The following is a 26737-nucleotide window of genomic DNA, read 5'->3' on the forward strand; positions in this document are numbered from 1 at the left end:
ACCCAAGCAGCATGACCACCTCCTCCCCTTCCCCCCTGAGTTACAAAGACGCCGGTGTTGACATCGACGCGGGCGACGCCCTGGTTGAACGCATCAAGCCCCTGGCCAGGAAAACCATGCGTGAAGGCGTGCTGGCCGGTATTGGCGGCTTTGGCGCACTGTTCGAGGTGCCCAAGCGCTACAAGGAGCCGGTCCTGGTCAGCGGCACCGATGGTGTCGGCACCAAGCTGCGCCTGGCTTTTGAATGGGCCATGCACGACACCGTGGGCATCGACCTGGTGGCCATGAGCGTCAACGACGTGCTGGTGCAGGGCGCCGAGCCGCTGTTTTTTCTGGACTACTTTGCCTGCGGCAAGCTCGATGTGGACACCGCTGCCGCCGTGGTGGGCGGCATTGCCAGAGGCTGCGAACTCAGTGGTTGCGCGCTGATAGGCGGCGAAACCGCCGAAATGCCCGGCATGTACCCCGAGGGCGAATACGACCTCGCCGGTTTTGCCGTGGGTGCGGTTGAAAAATCCAAAATCCTCACCGGCAAGGATGTCCAGCCCGGCGACGTGGTGCTGGGCCTGGCCAGCAGCGGCGTGCATTCCAACGGCTTCAGCCTGGTGCGCAAATGTATCGAACGTGCCGGCGCCGACCTGCCCGCCACGCTGGACGGCCAACCTTTCAGGCAGGCCCTGATGGCGCCGACCCGCCTGTACGTGAAAAACGTGCTGGCCGCGCTGGCCGCCCACCCGATCAAGGCACTGGCCCACATCACCGGCGGCGGCCTGCTGGAAAACATACCGCGCGTGTTGCCCGAAGGCATGGCCGCCCATCTTAACAAGGGCAGCTGGCCGCAGACCGAGCTGTTTGCCTGGCTGCAGAAAACCGCGGCCATTTCCGACTTCGAGATGAACCGCACGTTCAACAACGGCATCGGCATGGTGGTGGTGGTGGATGCCGCCCACGCCCAGGCCACCGCCCAAACCCTGCGCGAAGCCGGCGAACAGGTGCATGAAATCGGCGTGATTACGCTGCAAGGCGACGGCGCCGCGGTCACCGTCAGCTAGGGCGCAAGACACGGGGCAGACGCCGCAGACCCCACGGATCACCCCTGCCATGCCCGCCACACCTCCTGTCAGCCCACCACGGCTTCCGGCCGCCATCTGGGCACTGGGTTTTGTCAGCCTGCTGATGGACATTTCCTCCGAGATGATCCACAGCCTGTTGCCCGTCTTCATGGTGACGGTGCTGGGCACCAGCATGTGGGCGGTCGGCCTGATTGAAGGTGTTGCCGAGGCCACGGCCCTCATCGTCAAGGTGTTCTCGGGCGTGCTCAGCGACTACTGGGGCAAGCGCAAACCACTGGCGGTGCTGGGTTATGGCCTGGGCGCCGCCTCCAAGCCCCTGTTTGCGCTGGCCACCAGCACGGGCATGGTGCTGGCCGCCCGCCTGATCGACCGCACCGGAAAAGGCATACGCGGCGCGCCACGTGATGCGCTGGTAGCCGATCTGGCCCCGCCCGGCATGCGCGGTGCGGCCTTCGGGCTGCGGCAGTCGCTTGATACCGTGGGCGCCTTCGTCGGGCCGCTGCTCGCCATGGGCCTGATGCTGCTCTGGGCCAACGACTTCCGGGCAATTTTCTGGGTCGCCATGGTCCCGGGTTTCATGGCGGTGGCCTTGCTGCTGTTCGGTGTGCAGGAACCCGCACCGGCACCGGACAAGGCGGCGGCGCCACGGCGAAACCCGATCAGCCGGGACGAGTTGCGGCGGCTGGGTGCGCCTTACTGGCGCGTGGTCGTGATCGGCGCTGTTTTCACCCTTGCGCGCTTCAGCGAAGCCTTTCTGGTGCTGCGCGCGCTGCAGGGCGGCATGCCGATCGCCTGGACGCCACTGGTGCTGATTGGCATGAACATCGTTTACGCCCTGGGTGCCTACCCCTTCGGCAAACTGTCGGACAAGATGAGCCACACCACACTGCTGGCGGCGGGACTGCTGGTGCTGATCGCGGCCGATGTGGTGCTGGCCTCGGGCAACCACTGGACCTTTGTCTGGGTCGGCATTGCCCTGTGGGGCCTGCACATGGCCATGACCCAGGGACTGCTGGCCACCATGGTGGCGGACACCGCACCGGCCGACCTGCGCGGTACCGCCTTCGGTTTTTTCAACCTGATGAGCGGCCTGGCCATGCTGCTGGCCAGCACGGTGGCCGGAGTGTTGTGGGACCAGCTCGGCGCCCCGGTGACCTTTGCTGCTGGCGCGGTCTTCAGTCTGGCGGCGCTGGCGCTGCTGGGGTACTGGCGCGGGGCACGGGTCCGCGATTGACGCCGCGGCCTCCCCCGAATAAGACAGTTTTGCTACAAAAATACTAGCGGCTTGCGCCCGCTTTCATTGGGCAGACTGGACTTTTGAGATATTTTGTATCAAACTGTTGCTTTTGTCCCCTTCTGGAGCGTTCATGCCGGTCATCGCAGTCGTCAACCGCAAGGGAGGCAGTGGCAAAAGCACACTGGCCGCCCACATCGCGGCATGGTGCGCGCGCAATGGCAGCTCCGTCATGCTGGGCGACGTGGACCGGCAACAATCGGCGCGTGCCTGGTTGAAACGGCGCGACGCCTCGCTGCCGGCCATCGCTCCCTGGGCGGTGGACCAGAAAAACATGTTGCGTGTGCCGACCGGCATCACCCACGTGGTGCTTGACACCCCCGGCGGCATGCACGGCTTTGAACTCGCGCGCGTCGTGATGTTTGCCGACGCCATCGTGATGCCGGTGTGCAACTCGATGTTCGACCGCGAATCGGCCGAGGCCTGCCACGCCGAACTGATGACCATGCCGCGTGTGGCCAGCGGCCGCTGCCGCCTGGCGGTGGTCGGCATGCGTATCGATGCGCGTACCAATGCCGCGCAAACACTCGACGAATGGGCGGAATCGCTGGGCGTGCCTTTTCTGGGCGCCCTGCGCGAAACCCAGCTCTACGTGCGCAGCCTGGAGCGCGGCCTGACGATTTTTGACCTGCAGCCCCAGCTGGCCGCCGCCGATCTGGCCCAGTGGGCGCCCATCCTGCAGTGGCTCAAGCCCCAGCTCTACCCGCCACAAGCGGCCAACGACGGTGCAGGTGTGGTGCGCCCTCCGGCACGCACCCTGGCGCCCAAAGGTGCGGCGTCACCCCTGAAAGCGCCCGGCGAAGTGGTGTCCAGGCGGCTGGGCTCACTGCCGGGCAGCCTGATGCCGGCCCAGGAGTCCATGGTTCAGGGCGGCCGCATGTCCACCCTGAGCGCCGGCCGCACCACTCCGGCTCCGGTGCGTCCCCCGGCCGTACCTACGCTGGCCCGCCCAACACGCACAGCCGACAGCCCACAGATACCCCAGTTTTTGAAACGGAATTAGGGCCCCCACGGTTGCTCACTGCGTATAGCGCCCTGCCCCCCTAGGGGGCCGCTGCGCCTGCGGACTGGCAAAGCCAGCTCCGCGGCCCCTGCTTGAAAAGAATCTGCCACGATCGCTTGCTGCGCGTGGCTCCGTGCCCCGGGATGGCCCGGTTCAGCTTTTCTGGCGCCGCAAGCGGGCCAGGCGGTCGGCGATGGCATCGAGGTCCAGTGCGTCCTCGGCGCGCGCGAGGTAAGTCTCCAGGTCCGGCACGGCGCGTCCGGCCTCACCCTGCTCGGCAAGCGCCAGGCCGCGATCGCGGTACTCGGACCAAGACTCGGGATGCAGCACGATCAACCGATCCTGCACGGCAATCAGCCGTGGCCAGTCCTGCTGGGTCTTGTGGATTTCCTTGAGGTTGCGCAGCATGCGGCTGATGATCTCGCGCGACGGCACCGACTGCAGGTACAGGCCGATAGGCACCTCGAAGTCGTTCACCAGGCCGCTGCGCTGGCGAAACGGCTCCAGCCGCTCGGCCAGCTCTTCCCGGCTCAGCGACTGGCCGGTAAAAGGGTCAATCACCACCTGGCCCTTGGGCAGGTTGACCTTGACCATGAAGTGGCCCGGAAAAGCAATGCCGCGTGCATTGAGCCCGACACCGCCGGCAAGTTCCAGCCAGAGCACCGCCAGCGAGATCGGAATGCCGCGCCGGGTTTTCAGCACCGCGTTCAGGTAGCTGTTGTCGGGGTCGTAGTAGTCATTGATGTTGCCGCCAAAATTCAGGTCGCGGAAGAAAAACTGGTTCAGCGCCCGCAGCCGCTGCAGGGCCGAAGCGTCGGACGGCAAGCGCCGCCTGAGGCGGGCCAGCAGCTGGTCCACATCACCAAGCACCTGCTCCACGTCCAGATCCGGGTACTCGTCCTGGGCCACGCTGACCGCTGCTTCCAGCAGGGGGAAATGTTCATCGCTTTGCACCAGGCTGGCAAAGTACTGCAAGGGCGACGGAACATCCAGATTGAGAAGCATGCCGCTACTTTCTCACAAACCGCCGGGCGACGCGAGTGCCATCGCCGGAAACCGTCAGCGCCGCACCAACTTTCGCACTTTCAGGCCGGTCGCCCAAAGCGCTCCGAAATAAATAGCACCTGACGCAAGCAACACAAGGGCCAGCAACCCGATTCGCTTGAAGGCTTCGGCCCGCAGCCCGGTCCAGCTGACGGCCTGGGCGGCCCACAGCAAAAAGACCGCCAGCAGTGCCGTGGCGGCCAGCACCTGCAGCACGAACCTGCCCCAGCCCGGCGCCGGCCTGTAGCTGCCGCGCTGGCGCAGGCCGATCAGCAGCCAGAGCGCATTGACCAGCGCGCCTATGCCGATGGCCAGCGCCAGCCCGGCATGTTGCAGCAGCGGCACAAAGGCCAGGTTGAGCAGCTGCGTGATCACCAGCACCACCAGCGCAATTTTCACGGGCGTGCGGATGTCCTGGCTGGCGTAAAAACCGGGGGCCAGCACCTTGATGGCCACCAGGCCCACCAGCCCGGCGCCGTAGCCCATCAGCGCGGTGGTGGTCTGCTGCACGTCGCGGTCGGTGAAGGCGCCGTAGTGGTACAGCGTGGCCACCAGCGGCTGGGCAAAGGTCAGCAGGGCGACGGCGCTGGGCACGGCCATCAACACGACGATACGCAGGCCCCAGTCCAGCATGGCGGAATAGGCGTCACCGTCGCCTGCGGCCCTGGCGGCGGCCAGCTGCGGCATCAGCACCACCCCGATGGCCACACCCAACATGGCGGTGGGGAACTCCATCAGGCGGTCGGCGTAGGTCAGCCAGCTGACGCTGCCGGGGGTCAGGTGCGAGGCGATCTGGGTGTTGATGATGGTAGACACATGCGCCACGCTCACCCCCAGCAGGGCCGGCAGCATGAGGCGGGCAATGTTTCTTGTTCCGGGGTCGTTCCAGGCGCTGCGGATGGCGGTCCAGCCCAGACCGACGCGAGGCAGCATGCCGATCCGGAGCAGCGCAGGCACCTGCACCGCCAGTTGCAGGGCCCCGCCCAGCATGACGCCGGCGCCCATCGCATAAATCGGCTCCACGCCCTGGGTCTTGAGCCAGGGCGCACCCAGCCAGGCCGCGCCAATCATGGAGAAGTTCAGCAGCACCGGTGTGGCGGCCGGCACGGCAAAACGCTTCCAGGTGTTCAGAATGCCGGCCGACAGGGCCACCAGCGACATGAAGCCGATGTAGGGGAACATCCAGCGCGTCATGAAGACTGCCGCCTCGAAGCCGCGCGGTTCCTGCTTCAGGCCGCTGGCCATCAGCCAGACCAGCGCCGGGGCCGCCGCCACCCCGATCACACAGGTCAGCAGCAGCGCCCAGGCCAGCAGCGTGGCGACCCGGTTGACCAGCACCTGGGTGGCCGCCTCGCCGTGCTGGGCCTTGCTGGCGGCCAGCACCGGCACAAAGGCCTGGCTGAACGCGCCCTCGGCAAACAGGCGGCGAAACAGGTTGGGAATGCGGAAAGCGACGTTGAAGGCGTCCGTCATGGCGCTGGCGCCAAACGTCGAGGCCACCAGCAACTCCCGCACCAGGCCGGTGATCCGGGACACCAGCGTGAACATGGAAACGGTGGATGCGGATTTGAATAAAGTCACCCGGGGAGTTTAATGGCCCCCCAGACAAGGCCCCCACGCTTGTCGCTTCGCGTACTGCGCTGCCCCCCGAGCGGGCCGCTGCGCCTGCGGGCTGGCAAAGCCAGACCCGCGGCCCCTGCTTGAAAAATACCGGCTCACGTGTCAGCGGGGCTCACAAACCGGCCCGGGCCGCGGAACGGGCTTCGCTCGGCCGCAGGCGCAGCGGCCCCTCTCGGTAGGCAGGGCGCTACACGGAGTGAGCAATCGTGGGGGTATAATGGAAAGCTTTGCTAAGCATCATCCGCAGACTTTTCCTCATTTAAGGAACACTTATATGGCTACCGCCAAACCCAAGAAAAAGAACCCCCGCCTGGCCTCCGGCCGCAAACGCGTTCGCCAGGACAGCAAACTCAATGCCGCCAACACCTCGCTGCGCTCGAAATACCGCACCGCCGTGAAAAACGTCGAAAAAGCTGTCGCCGCCGGCGACAAGACCAAAGCCACCGAACTCTTCGCCAAGGCGCAGAGCATTGTGGACACGATTGCCGACAAGGGCATCTTCCACAAGAACAAGGCAGCGCGCGACAAGAGCCGCCTGTCCACCAAGGTCAAGGCACTCGCCCTGGCCACTCCCGCCGCGTAAAAACCATCGCCTGAGCAATCAGGCAACCCGCCCGGGCTGATTTTTTCAGTCCGCCGTTCTGCAGGGTGCGCTGCCAGCAAAGCAAAAAAGCCGTCGAAAGACGGCTTTTTTGTTTGCGCTTCACTTCAAACTTCGCCCCGGATAGGCCAGAAAGCGTAGCGAGCGGGCGCGAGGCAAGGCGCACGGAGCGCAGGCACCGGAATGTACTTTGGGTACATGAGGATGACGAGCACCGCGCAACGCCGCTTCGCGCCCGCGCAGTAGCTTTATGGTTTGTCCGGAATCAGGCAGGCTTCGGCGATCTGCAGGTCGTTGTCCTTGGCGAAATTGATCGCAAAGTCCCAGGCCATGGGCTCGGCATCGCGCAGTTCGCTGTTGACCACCACACATTTGACGCCATTGATCACCGTGGGCACACACCACGGGGAATAGGTCAGGTGACTGCCCGGCTGCGGGCCACCGGGGCGGAACTGGCTCATCACGCCGCACAGCCGGTCCGCCCAGTCGCTGGGGCGAAAGGTTTTGCCGTCGCGGGTGACGCCTTGAATGAAGACTTCTTTGGCGGTGTTGGAGACCATCGGGTGGAAGGTTTTTGCGTGCCCGGAGCCAGGATCGAGCCCCATGTTGCAGCGCACAACGATTCTATCTTATATAAGACTCAGGACTGTTTTTGGGGGCTTCGCCGCTGCGCATGGCTGTGATGCAGGATCCTCACCAAAGGCCGGAGGGTCTGCGCCTAAAATCAGTTCAGAAGCGCCGTCTACCCTCGCGGCCTCCTGTTTTTCAGTCCTCGTTCTTTCCGGAGTTTCCCCCATGACCGCTGCCCTTCCCAAACACATCGAAGCCGCTTCCCCCCACGTGATGAACACCTACGGCCGCTTGCCGATAGCCTTGTCGCATGGTCAGGGCTGCCGCGTGTGGGACGTCAACGGCAAGGAATACCTCGACGGGCTGGGCGGCATTGCGGTCAACACCCTGGGCCACAACCACCCCAAACTGGTGCCCGCGCTGCAGGACCAGATCGCCAAAATCATTCACAGCTCCAACTACTACCACGTGCCCAACCAGGAAGTGCTGGCGGCCAAGCTGGTCGAACTGTCCGGCCTGGAAAACGTGTTTTTCTGCTCCACCGGACTCGAAGCCAATGAGGCCGCATTGAAGCTGGCGCGCAAGTTCGGGCACGACAAGGGGATCGAACGCCCTGAAATCGTGGTGTATGAAAAAGCCTTCCACGGCCGCAGCATCGCCACGCTGAGCGCCACCGGCAACCCCAAGGTGCAGGCCGGCTTCGGCCCGCTGGTCGAGGGGTTCATCCGCGTGCCGCTCAATGACGTGGCCGCGCTGGAAACCGCCACAGCCGGCAACCCGAATGTGGTGGCCGTGTTTTTTGAAGCCATCCAGGGCGAAGGCGGCATCAACCCGATGGACGCCGACTACCTGCGGCAGGTGCGCGCCCTGTGCGACGCAAACGACTGGCTGCTCATGATCGATGAGGTGCAGTGCGGCATGGGCCGTACCGGCAAATGGTTTGCCCACCAGTGGGCCGGCATCAAACCGGACGTGATGCCGCTGGCCAAGGGCCTGGGCTCGGGCGTGCCGATTGGTGCCGTCGTGGCAGGCCCGAAAGCAGCCCACATCTTTGCGCCCGGCAACCACGGCACCACCTTCGGCGGCAACCCGCTGGCCATGCGCGCCGGGGTGGAAACCATCCGGATCATGGAGGAAGAAGGCCTGCTGGCCAACGCTGCGAAGGTGGGCGCACACCTGAAGGCCGCCCTCGCCCGCGAACTGGCCGCCGAGCTGGCTTCGGGCGCGGTCAAGGAAATCCGCGGCCTCGGCCTGATGCTGGGCATTGACCTGGCCAAGCCCTGCGGCGAGCTCCTCAAGCGCGCCGCCGACAAAGGCCTCCTGATCAGCGTGACGGCCGACAGCGTGATCCGCCTGGTGCCGCCGCTGATCCTCACGCAGGCCGAAGCCGATGAAATCGTGGCCATTTTGTGCCCGCTGATCAAGCAGTTGCTGGCGGAAAAGCCATGACCGCACCGACAAACACGGCGATCCGGCATTACCTGCAGTTCAGCGACTTCAATGCCGCCGAATACGCCTACGTCTTTGAGCGCGCCGCCCTCATCAAGAAAAAATTCAAGGCCTACGACAAACACCAGCCGCTGGTGGACCGCACGCTGGCCATGATTTTTGAAAAGGCCTCGACCCGCACGCGCGTCAGTTTTGAAGCCGGCATGTATCAGTTGGGCGGCTCCGTGGTGCACCTGACCACCGGCGACAGCCAGTTGGGCCGCGCCGAGCCGATCGAGGACAGCGCCAAGGTGATCAGCCGCATGGTGGACCTGGTGATGATCCGCACCTACGAGCAGACCAAGATCGAGCTGTTTGCCGAACACTCGCGCGTGCCGGTGATCAACGGGCTGACCAACGAGTTCCACCCCTGCCAGATCCTGGCCGACATCTTCACCTACATCGAGCACCGTGGCAGCATCAAGGGCAAGACGGTGGCCTGGGTCGGCGACGGCAACAACATGGCCAACACCTGGCTGCAGGCCAGTGAGATCCTGGGCTTCAAGGTGCACCTGAGCACACCGACCGGCTACGAGGTCGACCAGTCGGTGGCAGGCATACGCTCGGCCGACAGCTACCAGGTCTTCAAGGACCCGATGCAGGCCTGCGCCGGCGCCGACCTGGTCACCACGGATGTGTGGACCAGCATGGGGTACGAAGCCGAGAACGAAGAACGCAAGAAGGCGTTTGCCGACTGGTGCGTGGACAGCGACATGATGAAGGCCGCCAGACCCGACGCGCTCTTCATGCATTGCCTGCCGGCGCACCGCGGGGAAGAGGTCGAAGCCGAGGTGATTGACGGGCCGCAGTCGGTGGTGTGGGATGAGGCGGAAAACAGATTGCACGTGCAGAAGGCACTCATGGAGTTCCTTCTGCTCGGACGGGTCGAATGACATTCGACCCGGTGGCGCGCCAGCGCCGGCCATCTGTTTCGGCGCAGGCTCATGTGTGCGCAGCACACGTGAAGCGGCAGCAAGCCGCGTGCCGTAGCCAAAACCAGCTGCATGTGCAGAAGGCCTTGATGGAGTTTTTGCTGCTCGGCAAAATTGCCTGAAGCGCTCTTGTTGATTCAGCATCGCGCTACGCCTGCGGTTCGTCTGAGACAGTAGGCGCAACTCCCCACTCCCTCCCCTAACCCCTGCCCTCGCCCCGCTGGGCGATGGAGGGGGACTTCATTTGGCTGCGTGTGCTGCGCTCGCGTGCAAACATGACGGCCGCGTATCCCGACATGACGCGCGCAGCGCGTCATGTCTGCCCGCACCCGAACCCGCATTTGATCCCCACCCGTCGGGCTGGGCCGAGGAGCACAGCCGAAAGTGGATCGGGGCGAGCGATTGTTTGAGCCGAAGGCGAGTTCGAGCTCGATCCCACTTTCGGCGAGCACCGCAGGGTGCCCGTAGCGAAGCGAAGGGTCCCAGACCATCGGGTCGCCTTTCTTTTGGGTACTTTTCTTTGGCGAAGCAAAGAAAAGTAAGTCGCCCGCCGGGGCGAGACCCGGCTTGCTGGCACACCACAGCAGCTTGCGTGAAAAGGTGACTGCGCCTTCAGCCCTACGGACTAGCCGCGCCCAACGAAAGGCATCTTCGTCGCCATGATGGTCATGAACTGCACATTGGTCGCCAGTGGCAGCGCCGCCATGTGCACCACCGCGTCGGCCACGTGGTTCACGTCCATCAGTGGTTCAATCGCGATCTCGCCATTGGCCTGCGGCACACCCTTGGCCATGCGCGCGGCCATCTCGGTCTGGGCGTTGCCGATGTCGATCTGGCCGCAGGCGATGTCGTATTGGCGGCAGTCGAGCGAGATCGATTTGGTCAGGCCGGTGATCGCGTGTTTGGTGGCGGTGTAGGGCGCCGAGTGGGGGCGCGGGGCGTGCGCGGAGATGGAGCCGTTGTTGATGATGCGGCCGCCCTGCGGTGACTGCGCCTTCATCAGGCGAATCGCCTGTTGCGCACACAGGAAGGAGCCGGTCAGGTTGATGTTGACGACGTTTTGCCATTGCTCGAAGCTCAGCTCTTCCATCGGCACGGCGGGCGCACTGACGCCGGCGTTGTTGAACAGCAGGTCCAGGCGGCCAAAGGTGGCGTGGACCTTGTCGAAGGCCGCGCGCACCGCGTCGGGGTGACTGACATCGCAGGGCAGGGCGAGTGCCCTGTCACCGGCGGCCGAGCTCTGGGCCACCTCGTTCAAGGGCTCCACGCGCCGGCCCACCAGCGCCACGCGGTATCCCTCACGCAGCAGCGCCAGCGCCACCGCCTTGCCAATGCCGGTGCCTGCGCCGGTAACGAGTGCAACCTTGCCGTTTGATGTCATGGGTGAGCCTTTGTCTCTGGGTGTTGTGGGGGGAAAGGACGGCCTGCCAGCGCGTGGCCCCGCCCTGCGCAGATTGTGCCCCAGCGGCGCGGGTGCCGCTGGTGTTCGGGTCCCGCTGCAGGCAGCGTCACGGGCAACTGCTTTAGGTTTCAACTATTTTGGAACGCTGTTGGAAATTACCGACACCACGCCATTTACAGCGGTGCTACCTTTGTGCCATGACGTCCCGCGCCACCCCTTCCCCCACTGAACACGCAGCCACCCGGCCGCGGAAAATCTGGGACATCTCGCCCGCCGTGGATGAGCAGGCCGCCGTGTTTCCGGGCGACGCCGCATACTCGCAGAAGCTCCACTTTGCGCTCTCGCCCGGCTGTCCGGTCAATGTCAACACGCTCACCTTCTCGCCACACACCGGCGCGCATGCCGACGCGCCCATGCACTACGCCAACGGCGCGCCGGCCATTGGCGCGGTGGACCTGCTGCCCTATCTCGGGCGCTGCCGCGTGATCCACTGCCTGGACTGTGGGCCGCTGGTGGAGCCGCAGCACATCGCCCACGCGCTGGCGGAGCTGCCGCCGCGTGTGCTGTTGCGCACCGCCTCCACAGCCAGCCAGTCCTGGGCATTTTTTACGGCCATAGACCCCGCCACGCTTGCGCTGCTAGCTAGCAAAAACATAGCACTGGTCGGCATCGATACGCCCAGTGTGGACCCTGCCACCAGCCAGGACCTGCCCAGCCATCACCTGCTGCTGAAACACGATCTGCGTGTGCTGGAAAACCTGGTGCTCGATGACGTGCCGGAAGGCGACTACGAGCTGATTGCCCTGCCTCTGAAACTGACAAAAGCCGACGCCTCGCCGGTTCGCGCCGTGCTGCGTGAACTGCCCGGGAACGGCGCTGGAAAAACATGACCACACTTAATGACTGCCGCGCACTCGACGCCCGCGACGCGCTGCGCCCGCTGCGCGACCACTTTGTGCTGCCCGATGGCGTGATTTACCTGGACGGCAACTCCCTGGGCGTGTTGCCCAAAAGCGCGGCAGCACGTGTTGCCGACGTCATCACACGCGAATGGGGCCAGGACCTGATCCGCGCCTGGAACAGCGCCGGCTGGTTCAACCTGCCGCAACGCCTGGGCGACAAGATTGCGGCGCTGATTGGCGCCGGGCCAGGCGAGGTGGTCGCCACCGACAGCACCTCCGTCAATCTGTACAAGGTCCTCAGCGCGGCCCTGAGCATGGCCGCCGAAGATGCGCCGGCCAGAAAAGTCATCGTCAGCGAACGCAGCAACTTCCCGACCGACCTGTACATTGCCGAGGGCCTGTGCCGCGAGCGCGGTTACCGCTTGCAGCTGGTCGAGCCCGATGAAATCAATGCCGCATTGACGCAAGACGCCGCCGTGCTGATGCTGACCCACGTGAACTACCGCACGGGGGCCATGCACGACATGGCGGCGCTGACACAAGCAGCCCATGCGGCGGGTGTTCTGGTGGTGTGGGACCTGGCGCACAGCGCCGGTGCCGTGCCAGTGGACCTGCACGGTGCCGCCGCCGACTTTGCCATCGGCTGCGGCTACAAATACCTCAATGGCGGCCCCGGCGCGCCGGCTTTCGTCTGGGTTCATCCCAGGCATGCCGACCGCTTCCGGCAACCGCTGTCCGGCTGGTGGGGCCATGCCGCGCCGTTCGAGTTCACGCCCGACTACCGGCCCGCCCCCGGCATCACGCGTTACCTGTGCGGCACCCAGCCCATCCTGAGCCTGGCCGCGCTCGAGTGCGGGCTGGATGTGTTCGGCGCCGCGAACGCCCTCGGTGGCATGGCTGCGCTGCAGGCCAAGTCGCTGGCACTGACCGACCTGTTCATCACGCTGGTGGAAGAACGTTGCGCCGGCCATGGCCTGGGCCTGGCGACACCGCGTGAGCATGAAAAGCGCGGCTCACAAATATGCCTCTCGCGCAGCGAAGGCGCTTACGCCATCGTGCAGGCGCTGATTGCGCGCGGCGTGATCGGCGACTTCCGGGCCGGGTCGGGTGACGGCCGGCATCCGGACATCCTGCGCTTCGGCTTCACCCCGCTGTACATCGGGTTTGAAGATGTCTGGCATGCCGTGGAGCATTTGAAGCAGGTGCTGGAAACCGCCGAATGGCAGCGCCCTGAATTCAACCAGAAACATGCGGTGACCTGATCATGGCCCCCACGGTCGTCCACTGCGTGTGCTCCCTGCCCCCCGAGGGGGCCGCTGCGCCTGCGGCCCGTCAAAGCCGGTTCCGCGGCCCCTGCCCGGTTCGATACCGGGGTCTTTCCTTTCCGGTTGGAGAACACGCATGAACACACAGCGACCGGCAGACATCGTGCACGACGAAAAAGCCAAGCTCGATTTCAGCCGCGACATGAGTTACGGCGACTACCTGCAGCTCGACGCGATTCTCGGCGCGCAGAAGCCGCTCTCCCCCGCGCATGACGAACTGCTGTTCATCGTGCAGCACCAGACCAGCGAACTCTGGATGAAGCTGATGCTGCACGAGCTGGGCGCAGCCATTGCGAACGTGGCCCGGGACGAACTCGGCGACGCCTTCAAGAAACTCGCGCGTGTCAGCCGCATCATGGAGCAGCTGGTGCACGCCTGGGACGTGCTGGCGACCATGACGCCGCCCGAATACAGCGCGATACGGCCCTACCTCGCCAACTCCAGCGGCTTTCAGAGTGCGCAATACCGCTGCATCGAGTTTGCGCTGGGCAACAAGAACTCCGCCATGCTCAAGCCGCACGCACATCGCCCCGATTTGCTGGCGCAGGTGCAGGCCGCCTTTGAAGCGCCGTCGCTCTATGACGAAGCCCTGCGCCTGCTGGCACGCCGCGGCCTGCCGGTGCCGATCAGCGACACGCAGCGCGACTGGACCCAGGCTTACGTGGAAAGCGAGGCGGTCGAACAGGCCTGGCTGGTGGTCTACCGCGACCCCAAGCAGTACTGGGACCTGTACCAGCTCGGCGAAGAACTCACCGACCTCGAAGACGCGTTTCGGCTCTGGCGTTTCCGCCATGTGACGACGGTGGAACGTGTGATTGGGTTCAAGCGCGGTACTGGTGGGACCGGTGGTGTGAGTTATCTGCGCAAGATGCTCGATGTGGTGCTGTTTCCGGAGATCTGGAAACTGCGAACGAATTTGTAAGAAAAATGGGCTCCCCCCTGCAGAATGGGCGTATCCCGCTATTTCAAATTGGACAGGTTGTGATGTCTTTTGCTGTATGACGATTGCGCGGATTGATATCCGATCGCCATGACAAATATCCCGAACACGTAAACGGACTAAGTCGCATGCCCGGAAGAGGAGATGTTCTTGATAGTGAAGGGCAAAGTGAGACTTCGCTATGGCAGCGAAACACGTGAGATTCGCGAGGGCGATGTAATCTGCTGTCCAACGGGCGGCCCGGAAACGGCGCACCAGATTATTAACGATTCCGAAGACGAACTTGCGTACTTTTCGGTTAGTACCATGATGCCAGCGGAAGTGTGCGAACACCCCGATTCCAGGAAGATTGGAGCTTTTGGCGGTGGATTGCGTCACATGACGAACATCAATCACAACATTGACTACTGGACTGACGAGGTGTGAGTGCGACGTCACCGAGTGCAACTAATTAAGCGTAGCGTCCATCCTTAACCGCTCAATTGCCAGGTCCAGAAAAGCGCGAACCCGCTGTGATGCTTGTCGACCTTCTCTGTGCACGACATGCACCGGCAAAGCAGCCGGTTCAAAGTCAGGCAATAACGCCTTCAACTTGCCAGTGCGCAAGTGTTCCGCCACCTGGTACGAAAGCAAACGAGTCAATCCAAGCCCACCCACCGCTGCAGCCACAGCAGAATCGTTGGTCGTCGTAATCATCCGCGCCTGAAGCCGAATGCTTCTGGGCTCACCTTTTTCCACCAACTTCCATTCGGGATTGGGAGTCACGCTACTGGCCGAAACAATAGTGTGGGCGTGCAGATCATCCGGCGAGATCGGAATGCCATGTTTGGCGAGATAGTCCGGTGCGGCGCAGATCACACGCCTGACCTGACCTACGCGAATCGCCTGCATGGTTGAGTCCGGCAATTCCCCAATGCGCACAGCAACATCCACACCTTCATCCAGCAAATTGACGACGCGGTCCAGGAACATGCAGGATGCACTCACCTCGGGATAGCGTGTCAAGTACTCGGTGACCACGGGCGTGACATACATCCTGCCAAACAGCACGGGCGCCGTGATAGTGAGCCTCCCCTTTGGCGACGAGTGCATGCCACTGACGGACTCATCCGCTTCCAGCATTTCCGCCAGGATGCGTTTGCAATCCTGCGCATAGCGCTCCCCCGCGTCGGTGACTCGAACGGTACGCGTGGTGCGGGTCAGAAGCCGAAGCCCCAAATGGGTTTCCAGTTCGTTGATCGCTCGGGTCACCGCTGGTGGCGACATATTCAGCTTGCGCGCGGCGCCAGCAAACCCGTTGGTGTCGACCACCGCAACAAAGACATTGATCAGGTGAAATCTGTCCATAGCATTCCGCAAAATGGAATTGTGAATTGATTTTACTGGTGATTCTCCGATCTTGATGACTTGAATACAGTTCATCCACTCGCTGAAAACGCAGCGAAGGCAAGTTCCAAACCACCGTAACCCATGAAGGAAATCACCATGTCCCGTATCAGCATCCCCACCGTTGACAACTCTGTCGAAGCATCCAAGCCTCTGTTGGCCGCCGTTCAAAAACAACTGGGCGTCGTACCCAATTTGATGAAACTAGTGGGCCATAGCCCCGCCGCCCTGGAAGGCTACTTGTCGCTGAACGGCGCTTTGGGTAAGGGCAAGCTCAGTGTCCAACTGCGTGAACGCATTGCGCTGACCATCGCCGAATACAACGGTTGCGACTACTGCCTGTCTGCCCATGACTACCTGGGCCGCAATGTTGCCAAACTCAGCAGCGCCGAACTCGACGCGGCGCGTGATGGCCGTTCGGACGATGCCAGCACAGAAGCGGCGCTGCAGTTTGCCTTGCGTGTGGCGAAGTCTCGCGGAAAAGTCAGCGATGCCGAAATCGCCACCTTGCGCCTGGCAGGCTTCGACGAAGCTGCCGTGATTGAAATCGTCGCCAATGTCGCAGTGAACGTACTGACGAACTACATCAACAACGTGGCACTGACCGACATCGATTTCCCAGTCGTTCAGGCCAAGTTGGCAGCTTAAGTTCACCGGGTTGCCGGTACCTCCGGCAACCCATCTCAATACCCAACAGGAGCCAGCATGAATCTCGACAACGCCGTTCAAACTCGCGCCCAGTGGAAGACCAAACTTCGCTCAGCCATCGCCAAACACGAACAACTCGACCTGATGACCTTGTCCAGAGACGACTGCTGTGAGTTGGGCCAATGGCCGCATGGGGAAGGCAAGTCGAGCTATGGCAGGCTGACATCCCACGGAGACTGCATTCACAAACATTTGGCATTTCATAGCGAAGTGACCAAAGTGGCCAGAGCCGTCAATGCCACGCAGTTTGATGCAGCCGAAGGCATGCTCAATGCGGGCACTCCGTGCGCCAAAGCTTCCAGTGCATTGAGCGTTTCGTTCCTGCAATTGCGCAAAGAAGCTGGAATCCGAGCAACCTATTTGACAGGCCTGCCATGAACACCAGCACCGAACCGCCGCGCCAGCCATTGCCTCCGTTTCACTTGGAATCTGCGGTCCAGAAGGTCAGGATGGCGGAAGACGCATGGAACTCCCGGGATCCTGCGCGGGTTGCACTCGCCTATACGCCGCAGAGTCAGTGGCGAAATCGCTCGGAATTCCTGATGGGGCGGGAGGCGATCAAGGCGTTTCTCGCGGCCAAGTGGAACCGTGAAAAGGAATACCGGCTGATCAAAGAGCTGTGGTCTTTCCAGTCCAATCGTATTGCTGCGCGATTCTGCTATGAATGGCAAGACGCAACAGGGCACTGGTTTAGAAGCTATGGCAACGAGAACTGGGAGTTTGACGAGAACGGGCTGATGCAATTGCGCCTGGCCAGCATCAACGACCTGTCGATATTAAGTACCGAGCGTAAGTTTTTTTGGCCCTTGGGGCGGCGGCCAGATGACCACGCGTCTCTTTCGCAAATGGGGCTTTAGATGATGCGAAGCATGTACCAATTCACCAGCGACATTGCCTTCAGTCCCACGGTCAAGGCCATCCAAACCCGTAAAGGGTCTCGCCATGGCTATGCCCGCATGGAGCAGGCGGGGTCCTGGGAATCTTCTATCACACCGGAGCTTCGGGAATTCATCGCTTTACAGACCAGTTTTTATATGGCGACGGTCAACACAGACGGACAGCCTTACATTCAGCACAGAGGCGGCCCGGCGGGCTTCTTGCGGGTGTTAGATGAACACACACTGGCCTTTGTGGATTACGCAGGGAACAAGCAATTCATCTCACAGGGGAACCTGTCCGAAAATTCCAAAGCGCATCTATTTTTGATGGACTACGCATACCGGCAGCGGATCAAGATTTGGGGCGACGCCAAGGTAGTTGAGGGCGATGACGAGCTGATTGCGAAGTTGATGCCTGCCGATTACCAAGCCAAACCGGAACAAGTCATTATTTTTACGGTCACCGCATGGGACGCAAACTGTCCGCAGCATATTCCCGTGCGATTTGATGCCGTTAAAGTGAAAGAGACGCTAGACGCGAGGGATCAACGCATCCGAGAGCTCGAAGCGGAACTTGCGCATTTGGGGAAACATTAAAAAATAGTTCACGAAACTGACGGAGTCGCAATGTCACTTGTAACCCTGACATTGCACAAATTCAATTTATCAAGTCTGAATGCCTCCGCTCAACACCATCACCATTCTAGGAACGCACTGTGAACTCCTTTCTCGCCTACCAGTTTGCCGATGGAGTTGCCACCGTCACTCTTGACGATGGCAAAGCCAACGTAATGAGCGTTGCGATACTGGCTGACATTGAGACGGCGCTCACAAGAGCCGAAGCTGACAGGGCCGTTGTAGTGATCCAGGGCCGACCTGGCTTGTTCTCCGGCGGCTTTGACTTGACCGCCTTCAAGCGAGACTAGAAGGAACTCTCCCAAATGCTGAAGGCCGGCGCCGAGATGACAGAGCGATTGCTCACCTTTCCATATCCCGTGGGCGCCGTATGTACGGGTCATGCGATTGCCATGGGAGCCTTCCTCCTGCTGAGCGCAGACTACCGAATCGGCACCAATCCCGAAGCAAAAATTCAGGTAAACGAGGTTCTGATTGGATTGACACTTCCACACTTCGCAATCGAAGTGTGCCGGCAACGCCTTACGCCCGCCCATTTCAGCCTTGCAGCCACCACTGCAACTCGTATGACCAGCAAAGCGCGGTGAAAGCGGGCTTCTCCTAACCGGTCATTCGTGATGGGTTCTAATCAAACGACGAATGTCTGCTGTCGGGCGATGATTTTTCTGGCCGCTACACCCGCTTTGTCGTCGTTGCAGGCTTGGCGGCAGGTCTACCGCGACACGAAAGCACATTGGGATCTGCACCAACTGGGCGAAGAACTCACCCATTTGAAAGACGCGTTCCGCCTGTGGCACTTTAGGCATGTGACCACGATAGAACGTGTGATCGGCTTCAAACGAGGCACCGGCGGCACCGGAGGCGTGAGTTACCTGCGCAAGATGCTGGATGTGGTGTTGTTTCCGGAGATCTGGAAGCTACGTACGGATTTGTAGGTGCTATTGACCTCTGGCCCTTAACTGGTGAGCGCAATCAGCTATTAAATACATAGCGACTCACTGCTCGCCATACAACCATGGCACATCCAGCAAACGCTCTCCCAGCAGCTTGAGCGAGGCATCCCGCCCCCAGCGCACCATGCCGCTGGCATGAAAGATCTGCCCATTGCGAATCGCCCGTGCTTGCACACGCGCGTTGCGCTGCCAGCGGTTCAGCGCATACCGGTTCAGCATGGTCGGCACGTCCAGGGCCAGGTCCAGCGCCTGCGTCAGCACGCGCCCGAGTTCGGCGGCGTCTTCGATGGCCATGCCGGCGCCCTGGGCCAGGTAGGGGCGCATCGGGTGGGCGGCGTCGCCCAGCAACGCCACGCGGCCCAGCGCATGCTGATACGCACCCTGCATGGGCGGACGGTCGCAAAGCGCCCAGAGCCGCCACGCGGGGACGGCGCGCACCAGATCCTGCAGTGGCGCGCAGCTGCCGGCCAGTGCCGCATGCAGGCCGGCGCCGTCGGTGCCCTGGTCCCAGTTGTCGGGATCGCCCCCGCTGCGTCCTTCGACGATGCCCACCACGTTGAGCGACCGGCCGCCGCACACCGGGTACTGCACCACATGAAGCTTCGGTCCCAGCCAGGCCGTGACCTGGCGGGAGCGCAGGGTGTCGGGCAGGTCGGCCTGCGGCAGCAAGGCGCGGTAAGCGAGGTGGCCGGTGACGCGCGGCGGCCCGTCGCCCAGCAGCCACTGGCGCACCGGGCTCCACAAACCATCGGCACCCACCAGCACCTCGCCTTCCACCGGCGGGTCGTCACCACTTTGCACCGTGACGGCCTCGGAGTTCTGGGTGAAAGCACTCAGGGTGTGATTGAGCTTGAGGGCCACCCCGGCCTGCTGCACCGCGGTCAGCAGCAGGCCATGCAGGTCGGCGCGGTGCACCGTGGCGTAAGGCGCGCCGTAACGTTGCGCCATCACCTCGCCGAGCCGCAGGACGCCCAGCGTTTCGCCGGTGACGGCGCTGCGCACCTCCAGCCGATCGGGAAAGGCCGCCACGCCAGCCAGCGCATCGGCCAGGCCCCAGCCATGCAGCACCTTGACGACGTTGGGGCCGAGCTGGATGCCCGCGCCGACTTCGCTGAAGGCTGACGCACGCTCGTACAGGCGCACATCCCAGCCGGCCCGCGCGCCCGCCAGCGCTGCCGCCAGCCCGCCAATGCCGCCACCGGCAATCAGCGCCTGCACGTCAACCCACCGGAATTCAAGCTGTCGCCGCCTGCTTCACACGCAGCCCCTCGCGGCCAGCAGTTGCCTGAGAACCTCACCGCGCGGCCGCGCGGTGATTCAACATAACGCCTTTTGTTCTCATGCAGCTAAGAGCTGCCTGAGAACGAAAGGCAGAATGCCGCCGTGCCGGTAGTAGTCGACCTCGATCGGCGTGTCGATGCGCAGGATGACCTCCAGCTCCTCGCGCGAGCCGTCTTCGCGCGTCACCACCAGCCTGCCCCGGCTTTGCGGCTTGAGCTCGGGATCGGGCAACACGTCAATCACTTCCCGGCCGTTCAGGCGCAGGCTCTGCCACGAATCGCCGGGCAAAAACTGCAGGGGCAACACGCCCATGCCGACCAGGTTGCTGCGGTGAATGCGCTCGAAACTGCGCGCCACCACCGCCTTGATGCCCAGCAGCTGGGTGCCCTTGGCGGCCCAGTCGCGCGAGGACCCCGTGCCGTACTCCTCGCCTGCAAGAATCACCGTGGGCATGCCTTGCTCCATGTATTTCATGGCCGCGTCGTAAATGAACATCTTGTCGCCACCCGGCTGGAACAGCGTCACGCCCCCTTCTTCGCGCGAGCCGTCGGGGCCTGCAGGAATCATCAGGTTCTTGATGCGCACATTGGCAAAGGTGCCTCGCATCATCACCTCGTGGTTGCCGCGGCGCGCGCCGTAGCTGTTGAAGTCGGCCTTCTGCACGCCGTGCGCCAGCAGCCACTGGCCGGCTGGCGAACTGCCCTTGATGGAGCCGGCCGGCGAAATGTGGTCGGTGGTGATGGAGTCGCCAAAGAGCGCCATGATTCGCGCGCCCTTGACCGACACCGCGTCTTTCTGGCCGCCCACCGCAGGGTCCAAGGCAAAGCCCTTGAAGAACGGCGGCTCGGCGATGTAGGTGCTGACGGGCCAGGTATAGGCGGTGCCGGTCACCCCCTTGATCCTTTCCCAGAGCTTGCCGGGCTCGGACTTGACCTTGGCGTAGTTCTCGCGGAAGGCCTTGCCGTTCATGGCGAACTTCATGAGCTTGTAGATCTCGTCGCTGGTCGGCCAGATGTCGCCGAGGTAGACGTCCTTGCCGCCTTTGCCCTTGCCGACCGGTTCGGTCATCAGGTCGCGCAGCACCGTGCCGGCAATCGCGTAGGCCACGACCAGCGGCGGGCTGGCCAGAAAGTTGGCCTTCAGGTTGGGGTGGATGCGCGCCTCGAAGTTGCGGTTGCCCGACAGCACGGCGGCGCACACCAGGTCGCTCTTGGTGATGGCCTCGTTGATCTCGGGCGTCAGGTCGCCGGCATTGCCGATGCAGGTCGTGCAGCCGTAACCGGCCAGCGCAAAGCCGAGTTTTTCCAGATAGGGCAGCAAGCCGGTGTCGGTGAGGTACTCCGTGACGATGCGCGAGCCCGGCGCCAGCGAGGTCTTGATGTGCGGCTGCACCTTCAGGCCGGCTTCCACTGCCTTCTTGGCGAGCAGGCCCGCCGCCAGCAGGACGCTGGGGTTGGAGGTGTTGGTACAGCTGGTGATGGCGGCGATCAGCACGTCGCCGTTGCCGATGGTGATGCCCCCGGCCTTGGGAGCCGCGGGCGCCGGGACATCTGCGTGGGCCGTCGCCAGCGTGGGTCGGTTGCCCTCCATCTCGACCACCATGCGTGGTGCGCCGGCCGGCGTCGGTGGCGCGCCCGGGGAAATGTCGGTCGGGGCCGGCGCCGTTTGCAGCAGGTGGCGCGTGGCCAGCAGGGCGGCCGGCTGGTTGAAACCGTTCTCGGCATTCGGCTTGCTGAACAGCGAAGCGAACTGGGTCGCCACCTGACCCAGCTCGATCCGGTCCTGCGGGCGCTTGGGGCCGGCCAGACTGGGCGTGACATCACCGAGGTCGAGCTTGACCACCTGCGAAAAATCGATCTGGCCGGGCAGCGGCACGCCGAACAGGCCCTGCGCGCGGAAATAGGCCTCGAAGGCCTCGATCTCGGCCTTGGTGCGGCCAGTGCCGGTGAAGTACTCAATCGTTTTTTCATCGACCGGAAAGAAACCCATGGTCGCGCCGTATTCGGGCGCCATGTTGGCAATCGTCGCGCGATCGGGCAGGGCCAGTGTGCGCGTGCCTTCGCCGAAAAACTCGACAAACTTGCCGACCACTTTTTCCTTGCGCAGTTGCTCGGTCACCCGCAGCACCAGGTCGGTGGCGGTGACGCCTTCGCGCAGGCGGCCGGTCAGCTCAAAGCCCACCACATCGGGCGTCAGCATGTAAACCGGCTGGCCCAGCATGGCGGCCTCTGCCTCGATACCGCCCACACCCCAGCCGACGACACCGATGCCGTTGATCATGGTGGTGTGGCTGTCGGTGCCGACCAGCGTGTCGGGGTAATACACGCCGTCGGCACGCTTGTGCACGCCACGGGCCAGATACTCCAGGTTGACCTGGTGGACGATGCCGAAGCCCGGCGGCACGACGCCGAAAGTGTCAAAGGCCTGCATGCCCCACTTCATGAACTGGTAACGCTCGTTGTTGCGCTGGAACTCCAGCTTCATGTTCAGGTCAAGCGAGTTTTTCTTGCCGTAGTAATCGACCATGATGGAGTGGTCCACCACCAGGTCCACCGGCACCAGCGGTTCGATGGCCTTCGGGTTTTTGCCCAGCTTGATCGCCACGCTGCGCATCGCCGCCAGGTCGGCCAGCAGCGGCACGCCGGTGAAGTCCTGCAGCACCACCCGCGAGACGACAAAGGGGATTTCTTCGGTGCGGTCGGCATTCGGGAACCAGTTGGCCAGCTGGCGCACATGTTCGGCACTCACCTTTTTGCCGTCACAGTTGCGCAGCACCGACTCCAGCACGATGCGCAGGGACACTGGCAGGCGGGCAATTTTCGGGAATTGTCTGGCCAGCGCCGGCAGGGAGTGGAATTTGCCGGTTTTGCCGCTGGCCGTTTTGAAGGTCGAGAGCGTGGAGGAGAATGTGTGTGACATGGGGGCTCCTGAAGATTCACATGTCCTTCATTGTGCCGCCACTAGGATCCCCGCAACGGTTGCGCGGTTGCGCCTGCCGCGAACAGCCGCGCCAGGCCCTCGATTTCCGCCTCGTCGTCCCATGTGTGGGCCGGCGCGAGCACCAGGCGGCTGGCCAGGAACCCAAGATTGAGCGACAGAAAGCCGCGTGCCAGGGTGGCCGCTTCGACGTCCGACCGCAGGTTCCCGCCGGCCTGCAGGTGGCGGAACAGTTCGACCAAGGGATTCCAGGCCGCAGCCTGCCACTGGCCCGCGAACTCCGCACGCAGCGCCTCGTCCCGCAGCAGCTCCACCAGCAGCAGTCGCGTCAACTCCGGCGTGCCAGACAAGGCTTTCATCCGGGCCTGCAGCAAGGCACAGTGCCACGCTTGCAGGTCGCCGGCGAAGGCCGCGATCGCCTGACCCAACTCCTGGAGCGACACTGGCACAAGGTGGATCAGCACGGCCTCCTCGACCACGGCCCGCACCAGTTTCTCCTTGGAGCCGAAATGCTTGAACAGGGTGCGCTCGGTGGTCTGCGCCGCAGCTGCGATCTCGCGGGTGCTGGCTTGGGCGACGCCCCGGCTGGCAAACAGCTGCGCGGCGGCCCACAGGATATCGGCTGTGCGGGCCTCGGAGCGTGGCCGTCCGCGGGGGGTTGAATCAGGCATGGAAAAAGTATAGCACTTGCTTTACTTATTTCCTCCACTAAAGTATAGTACTCGCTATACATAGGAGAACCCATGCTCAACGCCACCTACCAAGCCCTCCCCCTAGGCCCCATTTCGACCCGCCTGCCGGACGTGCCCACCTATCCCCCCAGCTACTCGGGCGTACCGGCCCCGGTCCGCCTACCCTGGGGCCTGAAGCCGCTGGGCTCGGCCGACAGCGGCGTCGACCGCCTCGCCGACGGCCGGGTGCGCTGCTGGATCAGGCACGAGGTGATACGCGGCGTGACGCCCCACATGCTTGCTTGGTGGTTCGCCAACCTCGAAGGCGACGTGGTGATAGACGGACGCCGCATCAACCGCTACCGGATCTGGCATCCCTACGACCACGTCCACGCCAGCTACGCGCGCCGGCTGCCCGACGGCAGCATCGGCCCAGGCGCAGCCATCCGCCTGCGAGAAATCCTGGGCGGCAACCCCAACTTCGTGGTGGACGTGGTCACCGAGATCGAGAAGCTCGACGAGGAGGGCTACATCCACAACCCGATCGTGCACGGCATCCGCGGCTTGGCTCGCATGGAGTACACCTTCAAGGCCGTCGCTGGCGGCACGCTGTACGAGAACTGCCTGATCTTCGGCGCCCGCGGCGGTTGGCCGAAGCTGGCACACCCGCTGCTGGAACGGATCGCCTTCCCGCCTGGCAAGGGCGAGACCTGGCTGCGCCACAACGTCGAGGAGGTCGGCCAGTTCGAGCATTTCCTGCCAGGACTGTATCGGCAGGAGACGGGGCTGGATAGCTAGTCGGAATCCGGCAAATAACGCACGGCCAGAACACCCTCAATCGCCCGCAGATGCTCCAGCACCGCATCACCCACCGGGCTCTCCACATCGACCAGGGTGTAGGCCATGTCGCCGCGCGACTTGTTGACCATGTTGTGGATGTTCAGGCCGGCCTGGGCCATGGCGGTGGAAATCTGGCCCAGCATGTTGGGCACGTTGGCATTGGCAATGGCCACCCGGTAGGCCGACTCGCGCGCCATGACCACGGCCGGGAAGTTGACCGCATTGACCACGTTGCCGTGTTCCAGGTAGTCGCGCAGCTGCTCGGCCACCATGATGGCGCAGTTTTCCTCGGCTTCGCGGGTGGATGCGCCCAGGTGCGGCAGCGCAACGACACGGGGATGGTGGTTGAGCGTTGCAGAAGGGAAATCGCAGACATAGGCGCGCAGCTGCTGCGCGTCGAGCGCGGCCAGCACCGCGGTCTCGCTGACCACCCCCTCGCGGGAGAAATTGAGCAGAACGGCGCCCGGCCGCATCAGCGCGATGTTGCCGGGGCCGACCAGGTCGCGCGTGGCAGCCACCAGCGGCACGTGCAGGGTCACGAAGTCCGAATTTTTCAGCACCTCGGCGACGCTGGCCGCCTTTTTGACCTGCGCCGGCAGGCTCCAGGCGGCATCGACCGTGATGTCGGGGTCGTAGCCGAGCACGTTCATACCGAGCTTGATGGCCGCGTCGGCCACCAGGCAGCCGACCTTGCCCAAGCCCACAATGCCCAGCGTGTGGCCGGCCAGCTCGAAGCCGGCGAAGTGTTTCTTGCCCTCTTCCACCGCCTTGTCCATATCCGCCGTGGTGGTGTCCAGGCCGGCGACAAAACGCAGCGCCGGCGCGATGTTGCGCGCCGCCAGCAGCATGCCGGTCAGCACCAGTTCTTTCACCGCATTGGCATTGGCGCCCGGCGCATTGAATACCGGCACGCCGCGTGCACTCATGGCCTGCACCGGGATGTTGTTGGTGCCGGCGCCGGCGCGGGCAATCGCCTGCACGCTGTCGGGAAGGGCCATGCCATGCATGTCGGCAGAGCGCACCAGCACAGCGTCGGGGCGCGCCATGTCCTTGCCGGTACGGTAGCGTTCTGCCGGCAGGCGCTTCAAGCCATTGGCCGAGATCTGGTTAAGCACCAGAACCTCGAAGCGCCGCGCCGGCACGGCCACGGCCTCAGCCATGGCTGGCCTCGAACTCCTTCATGTACGTCACCAGCGCCTGCACGCCTTCGAGCGGCATGGCGTTGTAGATCGAGGCACGCATGCCGCCGACCGAGCGATGGCCCTTGAGCTGCAGCATGCCGCGTGCCTGCGCACCCTTGAGGAAGGCCTCGTCGAGCGACTCGTCCTTGAGTTTGAAGGGCACGTTCATCAGCGAACGGTCTTCGCGCGCCACCGGGTTGCTGTAGAACGAGGTGGCATCGAGGTAGTCGTACAGCAGGGCCGCCTTGCGGCGGTTGTGCGCCTCCACGGCTGTCAGGCCGCCCAGCGCCTTGAGGTGCTTGAACACCAGGCCGGCGATGTAGATCGCATAGGTCGGCGGCGTGTTGTACATCGAGTCGTTGTCGGCCTGCTGCTTGTAGTCGAACACGGAAGGCGTTTGGGGAATCGCCTGGCCGATCAGGTCCTCGCGGACAATCACGATAGTCAGGCCCGAGGGGCCGATGTTCTTTTGCGCGCCGGCATAGATCAGGCCGTAGCGGCTGACGTCGATGGGGCGCGACAGCAGGTTGGACGACATGTCGGCCACCAGCGGCACCTTGCCGGTGTCGGGCGTCCAGTGGTACTCCACACCGCCAATGGTTTCGTTCGAGCAGATGTGCACATAGGCGGCATCGGGGTCCAGCTTCCAGGTGTCGAATTTCGGCACGCTGGTAAAACCGTTGGCTTCCGAACTGGCGGCGACGTTGACCTTGCAGAAGTTCTTCGCCTCCTTGATCGATTTTTTCATCCACTCGCCGGTGTTGATGAAATCCGCACCGGCATGGCCGCGCAGCAGGTTCATCGGCACGATGGCGTTCTGCGCCAGGCCGCCGCCCTGCAGGAACAGCACCTTGTAGTTGGCCGGAATCGCCAGCAGCTCACGCAGGTCGGCCTCGGCCTGGGCATGGATGGAGATGAACTCCTTGCCGCGGTGACTCATCTCCATCACCGACATGCCGGAACCGTTCCAGTCCAGCATTTCGGCGGCGGCCTGCCGCAGCACGGTTTCAGGAAGGGTGGCCGGTCCGGCACTGAAGTTCAAGGCGCGTGTCATGAAGAGGACTTTCCAGGA

26 protein-coding genes, 1 other RNA gene and 3 pseudogenes are annotated in these 26737 nt (G+C 63.4%); 18 read left to right on the top strand and 12 right to left on the bottom strand.

What is annotated here, in order from left to right; translation table 11 throughout:
- Positions 1-11: 11 nt before the first annotated feature.
- The 3 genes from purM to PSV26_RS09040 all read left to right on the top strand — a co-directional run bounded on the left by purM (position 12) and on the right by PSV26_RS09040 (position 3370).
- Positions 12-1052 carry a phosphoribosylformylglycinamidine cyclo-ligase gene (gene purM / locus PSV26_RS09030; protein WP_300514941.1) on the top strand — a complete coding sequence of 347 codons (1041 nt, stop codon included), beginning with the start codon at positions 12-14 and terminating at the stop codon, positions 1050-1052.
- Between the two features lie 49 nt (positions 1053-1101).
- A complete protein-coding gene (locus PSV26_RS09035) occupies positions 1102-2307 on the top strand; it encodes an MFS transporter (protein ID WP_300569965.1) in 1206 nt (401 codons plus the stop codon).
- A gap of 133 nt (positions 2308-2440) precedes the next feature.
- Positions 2441-3370, top strand: coding sequence for a ParA family protein (locus tag PSV26_RS09040; RefSeq protein WP_300514936.1), 930 nt, complete (start codon positions 2441-2443; stop codon positions 3368-3370).
- Positions 3371-3523: 153 nt separating this feature from the next.
- Here PSV26_RS09040 and PSV26_RS09045 read toward each other — a convergent pair whose 3' ends face one another.
- Entirely contained in the window at positions 3524-4375 is an 852-nt protein-coding gene (locus tag PSV26_RS09045; protein ID WP_300569967.1) for a tetratricopeptide repeat protein, read from the bottom strand.
- A 54-nt stretch (positions 4376-4429) separates the two neighbouring features.
- Entirely contained in the window at positions 4430-5995 is a 1566-nt protein-coding gene (gene murJ, locus PSV26_RS09050; protein ID WP_300569970.1) for a murein biosynthesis integral membrane protein MurJ, read from the bottom strand.
- Between the two features lie 313 nt (positions 5996-6308).
- Between murJ and rpsT the strand changes: the two genes are divergently transcribed.
- Positions 6309-6617: a 30S ribosomal protein S20 gene (gene rpsT / locus PSV26_RS09055; protein ID WP_096667998.1), complete on the top strand. Its 309-nt coding sequence runs from the start codon at positions 6309-6311 to the stop codon at positions 6615-6617.
- 144 nt (positions 6618-6761) lie between these two features.
- On the opposite strand, the gene PSV26_RS09060 is transcribed toward rpsT, so the two are convergent.
- Positions 6762-6835: non-coding RNA, sX9 sRNA (locus tag PSV26_RS09060), on the bottom strand.
- Positions 6836-6883: 48 nt separating this feature from the next.
- On the bottom strand, positions 6884-7195 hold the full coding sequence (locus PSV26_RS09065; protein WP_300515160.1) for a DUF3579 domain-containing protein: 312 nt from the start codon (positions 7193-7195) through the stop codon (positions 6884-6886).
- A gap of 235 nt (positions 7196-7430) precedes the next feature.
- Here PSV26_RS09065 and PSV26_RS09070 point away from each other — a divergent pair, with 235 nt between their 5' ends.
- The 3 genes from PSV26_RS09070 to PSV26_RS09080 are packed head-to-tail and all read left to right on the top strand — an operon-like array spanning position 7431 to position 9747.
- Positions 7431-8654, top strand: a complete 1224-nt coding sequence (locus PSV26_RS09070; RefSeq protein ID WP_300514928.1) for an aspartate aminotransferase family protein — start codon at positions 7431-7433, stop codon at positions 8652-8654.
- On the top strand, positions 8651-9586 hold the full coding sequence (argF, locus tag PSV26_RS09075) for an ornithine carbamoyltransferase (protein ID WP_300569972.1): 936 nt from the start codon (positions 8651-8653) through the stop codon (positions 9584-9586). The genes PSV26_RS09070 and argF overlap by 4 nt, the downstream gene beginning before the upstream one ends.
- The gene (locus PSV26_RS09080; RefSeq protein WP_300569975.1) at positions 9583-9747 is read left to right on the top strand and encodes a hypothetical protein; all 165 of its coding nucleotides are present in this window, start codon (positions 9583-9585) and stop codon (positions 9745-9747) included. The genes argF and PSV26_RS09080 overlap by 4 nt, the downstream gene beginning before the upstream one ends.
- Before the next feature lie 503 nt (positions 9748-10250).
- Here PSV26_RS09080 and PSV26_RS09085 read toward each other — a convergent pair.
- A complete protein-coding gene (locus tag PSV26_RS09085; protein ID WP_300569978.1) occupies positions 10251-11006 on the bottom strand; it encodes an SDR family oxidoreductase in 756 nt (251 codons plus the stop codon).
- A 218-nt stretch (positions 11007-11224) separates the two neighbouring features.
- On the opposite strand from PSV26_RS09085, the gene kynB reads away from it, so the two are divergent.
- The 3 genes from kynB to kynA all read left to right on the top strand — a co-directional run bounded on the left by kynB (position 11225) and on the right by kynA (position 14176).
- Complete coding sequence (gene kynB, locus PSV26_RS09090; RefSeq protein ID WP_300569981.1) at positions 11225-11917, top strand: arylformamidase; 693 nt, start codon at positions 11225-11227, stop codon at positions 11915-11917.
- Positions 11914-13191, top strand: a complete 1278-nt coding sequence (gene kynU, locus PSV26_RS09095; RefSeq protein WP_300569984.1) for a kynureninase — start codon at positions 11914-11916, stop codon at positions 13189-13191. Before kynB ends, kynU begins: the two co-directional genes overlap by 4 nt.
- 139 nt (positions 13192-13330) lie before the next feature.
- On the top strand, positions 13331-14176 hold the full coding sequence (gene kynA, locus PSV26_RS09100; protein WP_300569987.1) for a tryptophan 2,3-dioxygenase: 846 nt from the start codon (positions 13331-13333) through the stop codon (positions 14174-14176).
- Positions 14177-14215: 39 nt separating this feature from the next.
- Here the strand turns inward: kynA and PSV26_RS09105 are convergent.
- A pseudogene (locus tag PSV26_RS09105) lies at positions 14216-14329 on the bottom strand (integrase); the annotation flags it as partial.
- Between the two features lie 21 nt (positions 14330-14350).
- Here PSV26_RS09105 and PSV26_RS09110 point away from each other — a divergent pair.
- Complete coding sequence (locus PSV26_RS09110) at positions 14351-14620, top strand: hypothetical protein (RefSeq protein WP_300515157.1); 270 nt, start codon at positions 14351-14353, stop codon at positions 14618-14620.
- A gap of 21 nt (positions 14621-14641) precedes the next feature.
- Here the strand turns inward: PSV26_RS09110 and PSV26_RS09115 are convergent, their stop codons facing one another.
- A complete protein-coding gene (locus PSV26_RS09115; protein WP_300514914.1) occupies positions 14642-15541 on the bottom strand; it encodes a LysR family transcriptional regulator in 900 nt (299 codons plus the stop codon).
- A 138-nt stretch (positions 15542-15679) separates the two neighbouring features.
- Here PSV26_RS09115 and PSV26_RS09120 point away from each other — a divergent pair, with 138 nt between their 5' ends.
- The 6 genes and pseudogenes from PSV26_RS09120 to PSV26_RS09145 form a co-directional block, all read left to right on the top strand.
- On the top strand, positions 15680-16228 hold the full coding sequence (locus tag PSV26_RS09120; protein ID WP_300514912.1) for a carboxymuconolactone decarboxylase family protein: 549 nt from the start codon (positions 15680-15682) through the stop codon (positions 16226-16228).
- A 57-nt stretch (positions 16229-16285) separates the two neighbouring features.
- A complete protein-coding gene (locus PSV26_RS09125) occupies positions 16286-16666 on the top strand; it encodes a CZB domain-containing protein (RefSeq protein ID WP_300514910.1) in 381 nt (126 codons plus the stop codon).
- Positions 16663-17145: a nuclear transport factor 2 family protein gene (locus tag PSV26_RS09130; RefSeq protein ID WP_300569990.1), complete on the top strand. Its 483-nt coding sequence runs from the start codon at positions 16663-16665 to the stop codon at positions 17143-17145. The genes PSV26_RS09125 and PSV26_RS09130 overlap by 4 nt, the downstream gene beginning before the upstream one ends.
- Before the next feature lie 12 nt (positions 17146-17157).
- Positions 17158-17763 carry a pyridoxamine 5'-phosphate oxidase family protein gene (locus PSV26_RS09135; protein WP_300514906.1) on the top strand — a complete coding sequence of 202 codons (606 nt, stop codon included), beginning with the start codon at positions 17158-17160 and terminating at the stop codon, positions 17761-17763.
- Positions 17764-17957: 194 nt separating this feature from the next.
- Positions 17958-18389, top strand: a pseudogene (locus PSV26_RS09140) (crotonase/enoyl-CoA hydratase family protein).
- Positions 18390-18497: 108 nt separating this feature from the next.
- Positions 18498-18737: pseudogene (locus PSV26_RS09145) on the top strand (tryptophan 2,3-dioxygenase family protein); the annotation flags it as partial.
- Positions 18738-18797: 60 nt separating this feature from the next.
- Here PSV26_RS09145 and PSV26_RS09150 read toward each other — a convergent pair.
- The 3 genes from PSV26_RS09150 to PSV26_RS09160 form a co-directional block, all read right to left on the bottom strand.
- Complete coding sequence (locus PSV26_RS09150) at positions 18798-19973, bottom strand: FAD-dependent monooxygenase (RefSeq protein ID WP_300514904.1); 1176 nt, start codon at positions 19971-19973, stop codon at positions 18798-18800.
- Between the two features lie 120 nt (positions 19974-20093).
- Entirely contained in the window at positions 20094-22955 is a 2862-nt protein-coding gene (locus PSV26_RS09155; protein ID WP_300569993.1) for an aconitate hydratase, read from the bottom strand.
- Between the two features lie 41 nt (positions 22956-22996).
- Complete coding sequence (locus tag PSV26_RS09160) at positions 22997-23644, bottom strand: TetR/AcrR family transcriptional regulator (protein ID WP_300514900.1); 648 nt, start codon at positions 23642-23644, stop codon at positions 22997-22999.
- A gap of 72 nt (positions 23645-23716) precedes the next feature.
- Here PSV26_RS09160 and PSV26_RS09165 point away from each other — a divergent pair, with 72 nt between their 5' ends.
- The gene (locus PSV26_RS09165; protein ID WP_300514898.1) at positions 23717-24442 is read left to right on the top strand and encodes a hypothetical protein; all 726 of its coding nucleotides are present in this window, start codon (positions 23717-23719) and stop codon (positions 24440-24442) included.
- On the opposite strand, the gene PSV26_RS09170 is transcribed toward PSV26_RS09165, so the two are convergent.
- Positions 24439-25644, bottom strand: a complete 1206-nt coding sequence (locus PSV26_RS09170; protein ID WP_300569996.1) for a phosphoglycerate dehydrogenase — start codon at positions 25642-25644, stop codon at positions 24439-24441. The two genes, PSV26_RS09165 and PSV26_RS09170, sit on opposite strands and share 4 nt — an antisense overlap.
- Entirely contained in the window at positions 25637-26719 is a 1083-nt protein-coding gene (serC, locus tag PSV26_RS09175) for a 3-phosphoserine/phosphohydroxythreonine transaminase (protein ID WP_300569999.1), read from the bottom strand. Before serC ends, PSV26_RS09170 begins: the two co-directional genes overlap by 8 nt.
- Between the last annotated feature and the right edge of the window lie 18 nt (positions 26720-26737).

It is taken from the genome of Polaromonas sp. (assembly GCF_029945685.1).
Lineage (GTDB): Bacteria > Pseudomonadota > Gammaproteobacteria > Burkholderiales > Burkholderiaceae_C > Polaromonas.

Bases quoted from the DNA above. Each gene is read 5' to 3' on its own strand.
- PSV26_RS09125 (WP_300514910.1), top strand. From the start codon at position 16,286: ATGAATCTCGACAACGCCGTTCAAACTCGCGCCCAGTGGAAGACCAAA.
- kynA (WP_300569987.1), top strand. From the start codon at position 13,331: ATGAACACACAGCGACCGGCAGACATCGTGCACGACGAAAAAGCCAAG.
- PSV26_RS09035 (WP_300569965.1), top strand. From the start codon at position 1,102: ATGCCCGCCACACCTCCTGTCAGCCCACCACGGCTTCCGGCCGCCATC.
- PSV26_RS09160 (WP_300514900.1), bottom strand. From the start codon at position 23,644: ATGCCTGATTCAACCCCCCGCGGACGGCCACGCTCCGAGGCCCGCACA.
- rpsT (WP_096667998.1), top strand. From the start codon at position 6,309: ATGGCTACCGCCAAACCCAAGAAAAAGAACCCCCGCCTGGCCTCCGGC.
- kynU (WP_300569984.1), top strand. From the start codon at position 11,914: ATGACCACACTTAATGACTGCCGCGCACTCGACGCCCGCGACGCGCTG.
- argF (WP_300569972.1), top strand. From the start codon at position 8,651: ATGACCGCACCGACAAACACGGCGATCCGGCATTACCTGCAGTTCAGC.
- PSV26_RS09120 (WP_300514912.1), top strand. From the start codon at position 15,680: ATGTCCCGTATCAGCATCCCCACCGTTGACAACTCTGTCGAAGCATCC.
- PSV26_RS09130 (WP_300569990.1), top strand. From the start codon at position 16,663: ATGAACACCAGCACCGAACCGCCGCGCCAGCCATTGCCTCCGTTTCAC.
- PSV26_RS09165 (WP_300514898.1), top strand. From the start codon at position 23,717: ATGCTCAACGCCACCTACCAAGCCCTCCCCCTAGGCCCCATTTCGACC.
- PSV26_RS09040 (WP_300514936.1), top strand. From the start codon at position 2,441: ATGCCGGTCATCGCAGTCGTCAACCGCAAGGGAGGCAGTGGCAAAAGC.
- PSV26_RS09155 (WP_300569993.1), bottom strand. From the start codon at position 22,955: ATGTCACACACATTCTCCTCCACGCTCTCGACCTTCAAAACGGCCAGC.
- PSV26_RS09170 (WP_300569996.1), bottom strand. From the start codon at position 25,644: ATGGCTGAGGCCGTGGCCGTGCCGGCGCGGCGCTTCGAGGTTCTGGTG.
- PSV26_RS09135 (WP_300514906.1), top strand. From the start codon at position 17,158: ATGTACCAATTCACCAGCGACATTGCCTTCAGTCCCACGGTCAAGGCC.
- PSV26_RS09085 (WP_300569978.1), bottom strand. From the start codon at position 11,006: ATGACATCAAACGGCAAGGTTGCACTCGTTACCGGCGCAGGCACCGGC.
- PSV26_RS09070 (WP_300514928.1), top strand. From the start codon at position 7,431: ATGACCGCTGCCCTTCCCAAACACATCGAAGCCGCTTCCCCCCACGTG.
- purM (WP_300514941.1), top strand. From the start codon at position 12: ATGACCACCTCCTCCCCTTCCCCCCTGAGTTACAAAGACGCCGGTGTT.
- PSV26_RS09065 (WP_300515160.1), bottom strand. From the start codon at position 7,195: ATGGTCTCCAACACCGCCAAAGAAGTCTTCATTCAAGGCGTCACCCGC.
- kynB (WP_300569981.1), top strand. From the start codon at position 11,225: ATGACGTCCCGCGCCACCCCTTCCCCCACTGAACACGCAGCCACCCGG.
- PSV26_RS09115 (WP_300514914.1), bottom strand. From the start codon at position 15,541: ATGGACAGATTTCACCTGATCAATGTCTTTGTTGCGGTGGTCGACACC.
- serC (WP_300569999.1), bottom strand. From the start codon at position 26,719: ATGACACGCGCCTTGAACTTCAGTGCCGGACCGGCCACCCTTCCTGAA.
- PSV26_RS09080 (WP_300569975.1), top strand. From the start codon at position 9,583: ATGACATTCGACCCGGTGGCGCGCCAGCGCCGGCCATCTGTTTCGGCG.
- PSV26_RS09045 (WP_300569967.1), bottom strand. From the start codon at position 4,375: ATGCTTCTCAATCTGGATGTTCCGTCGCCCTTGCAGTACTTTGCCAGC.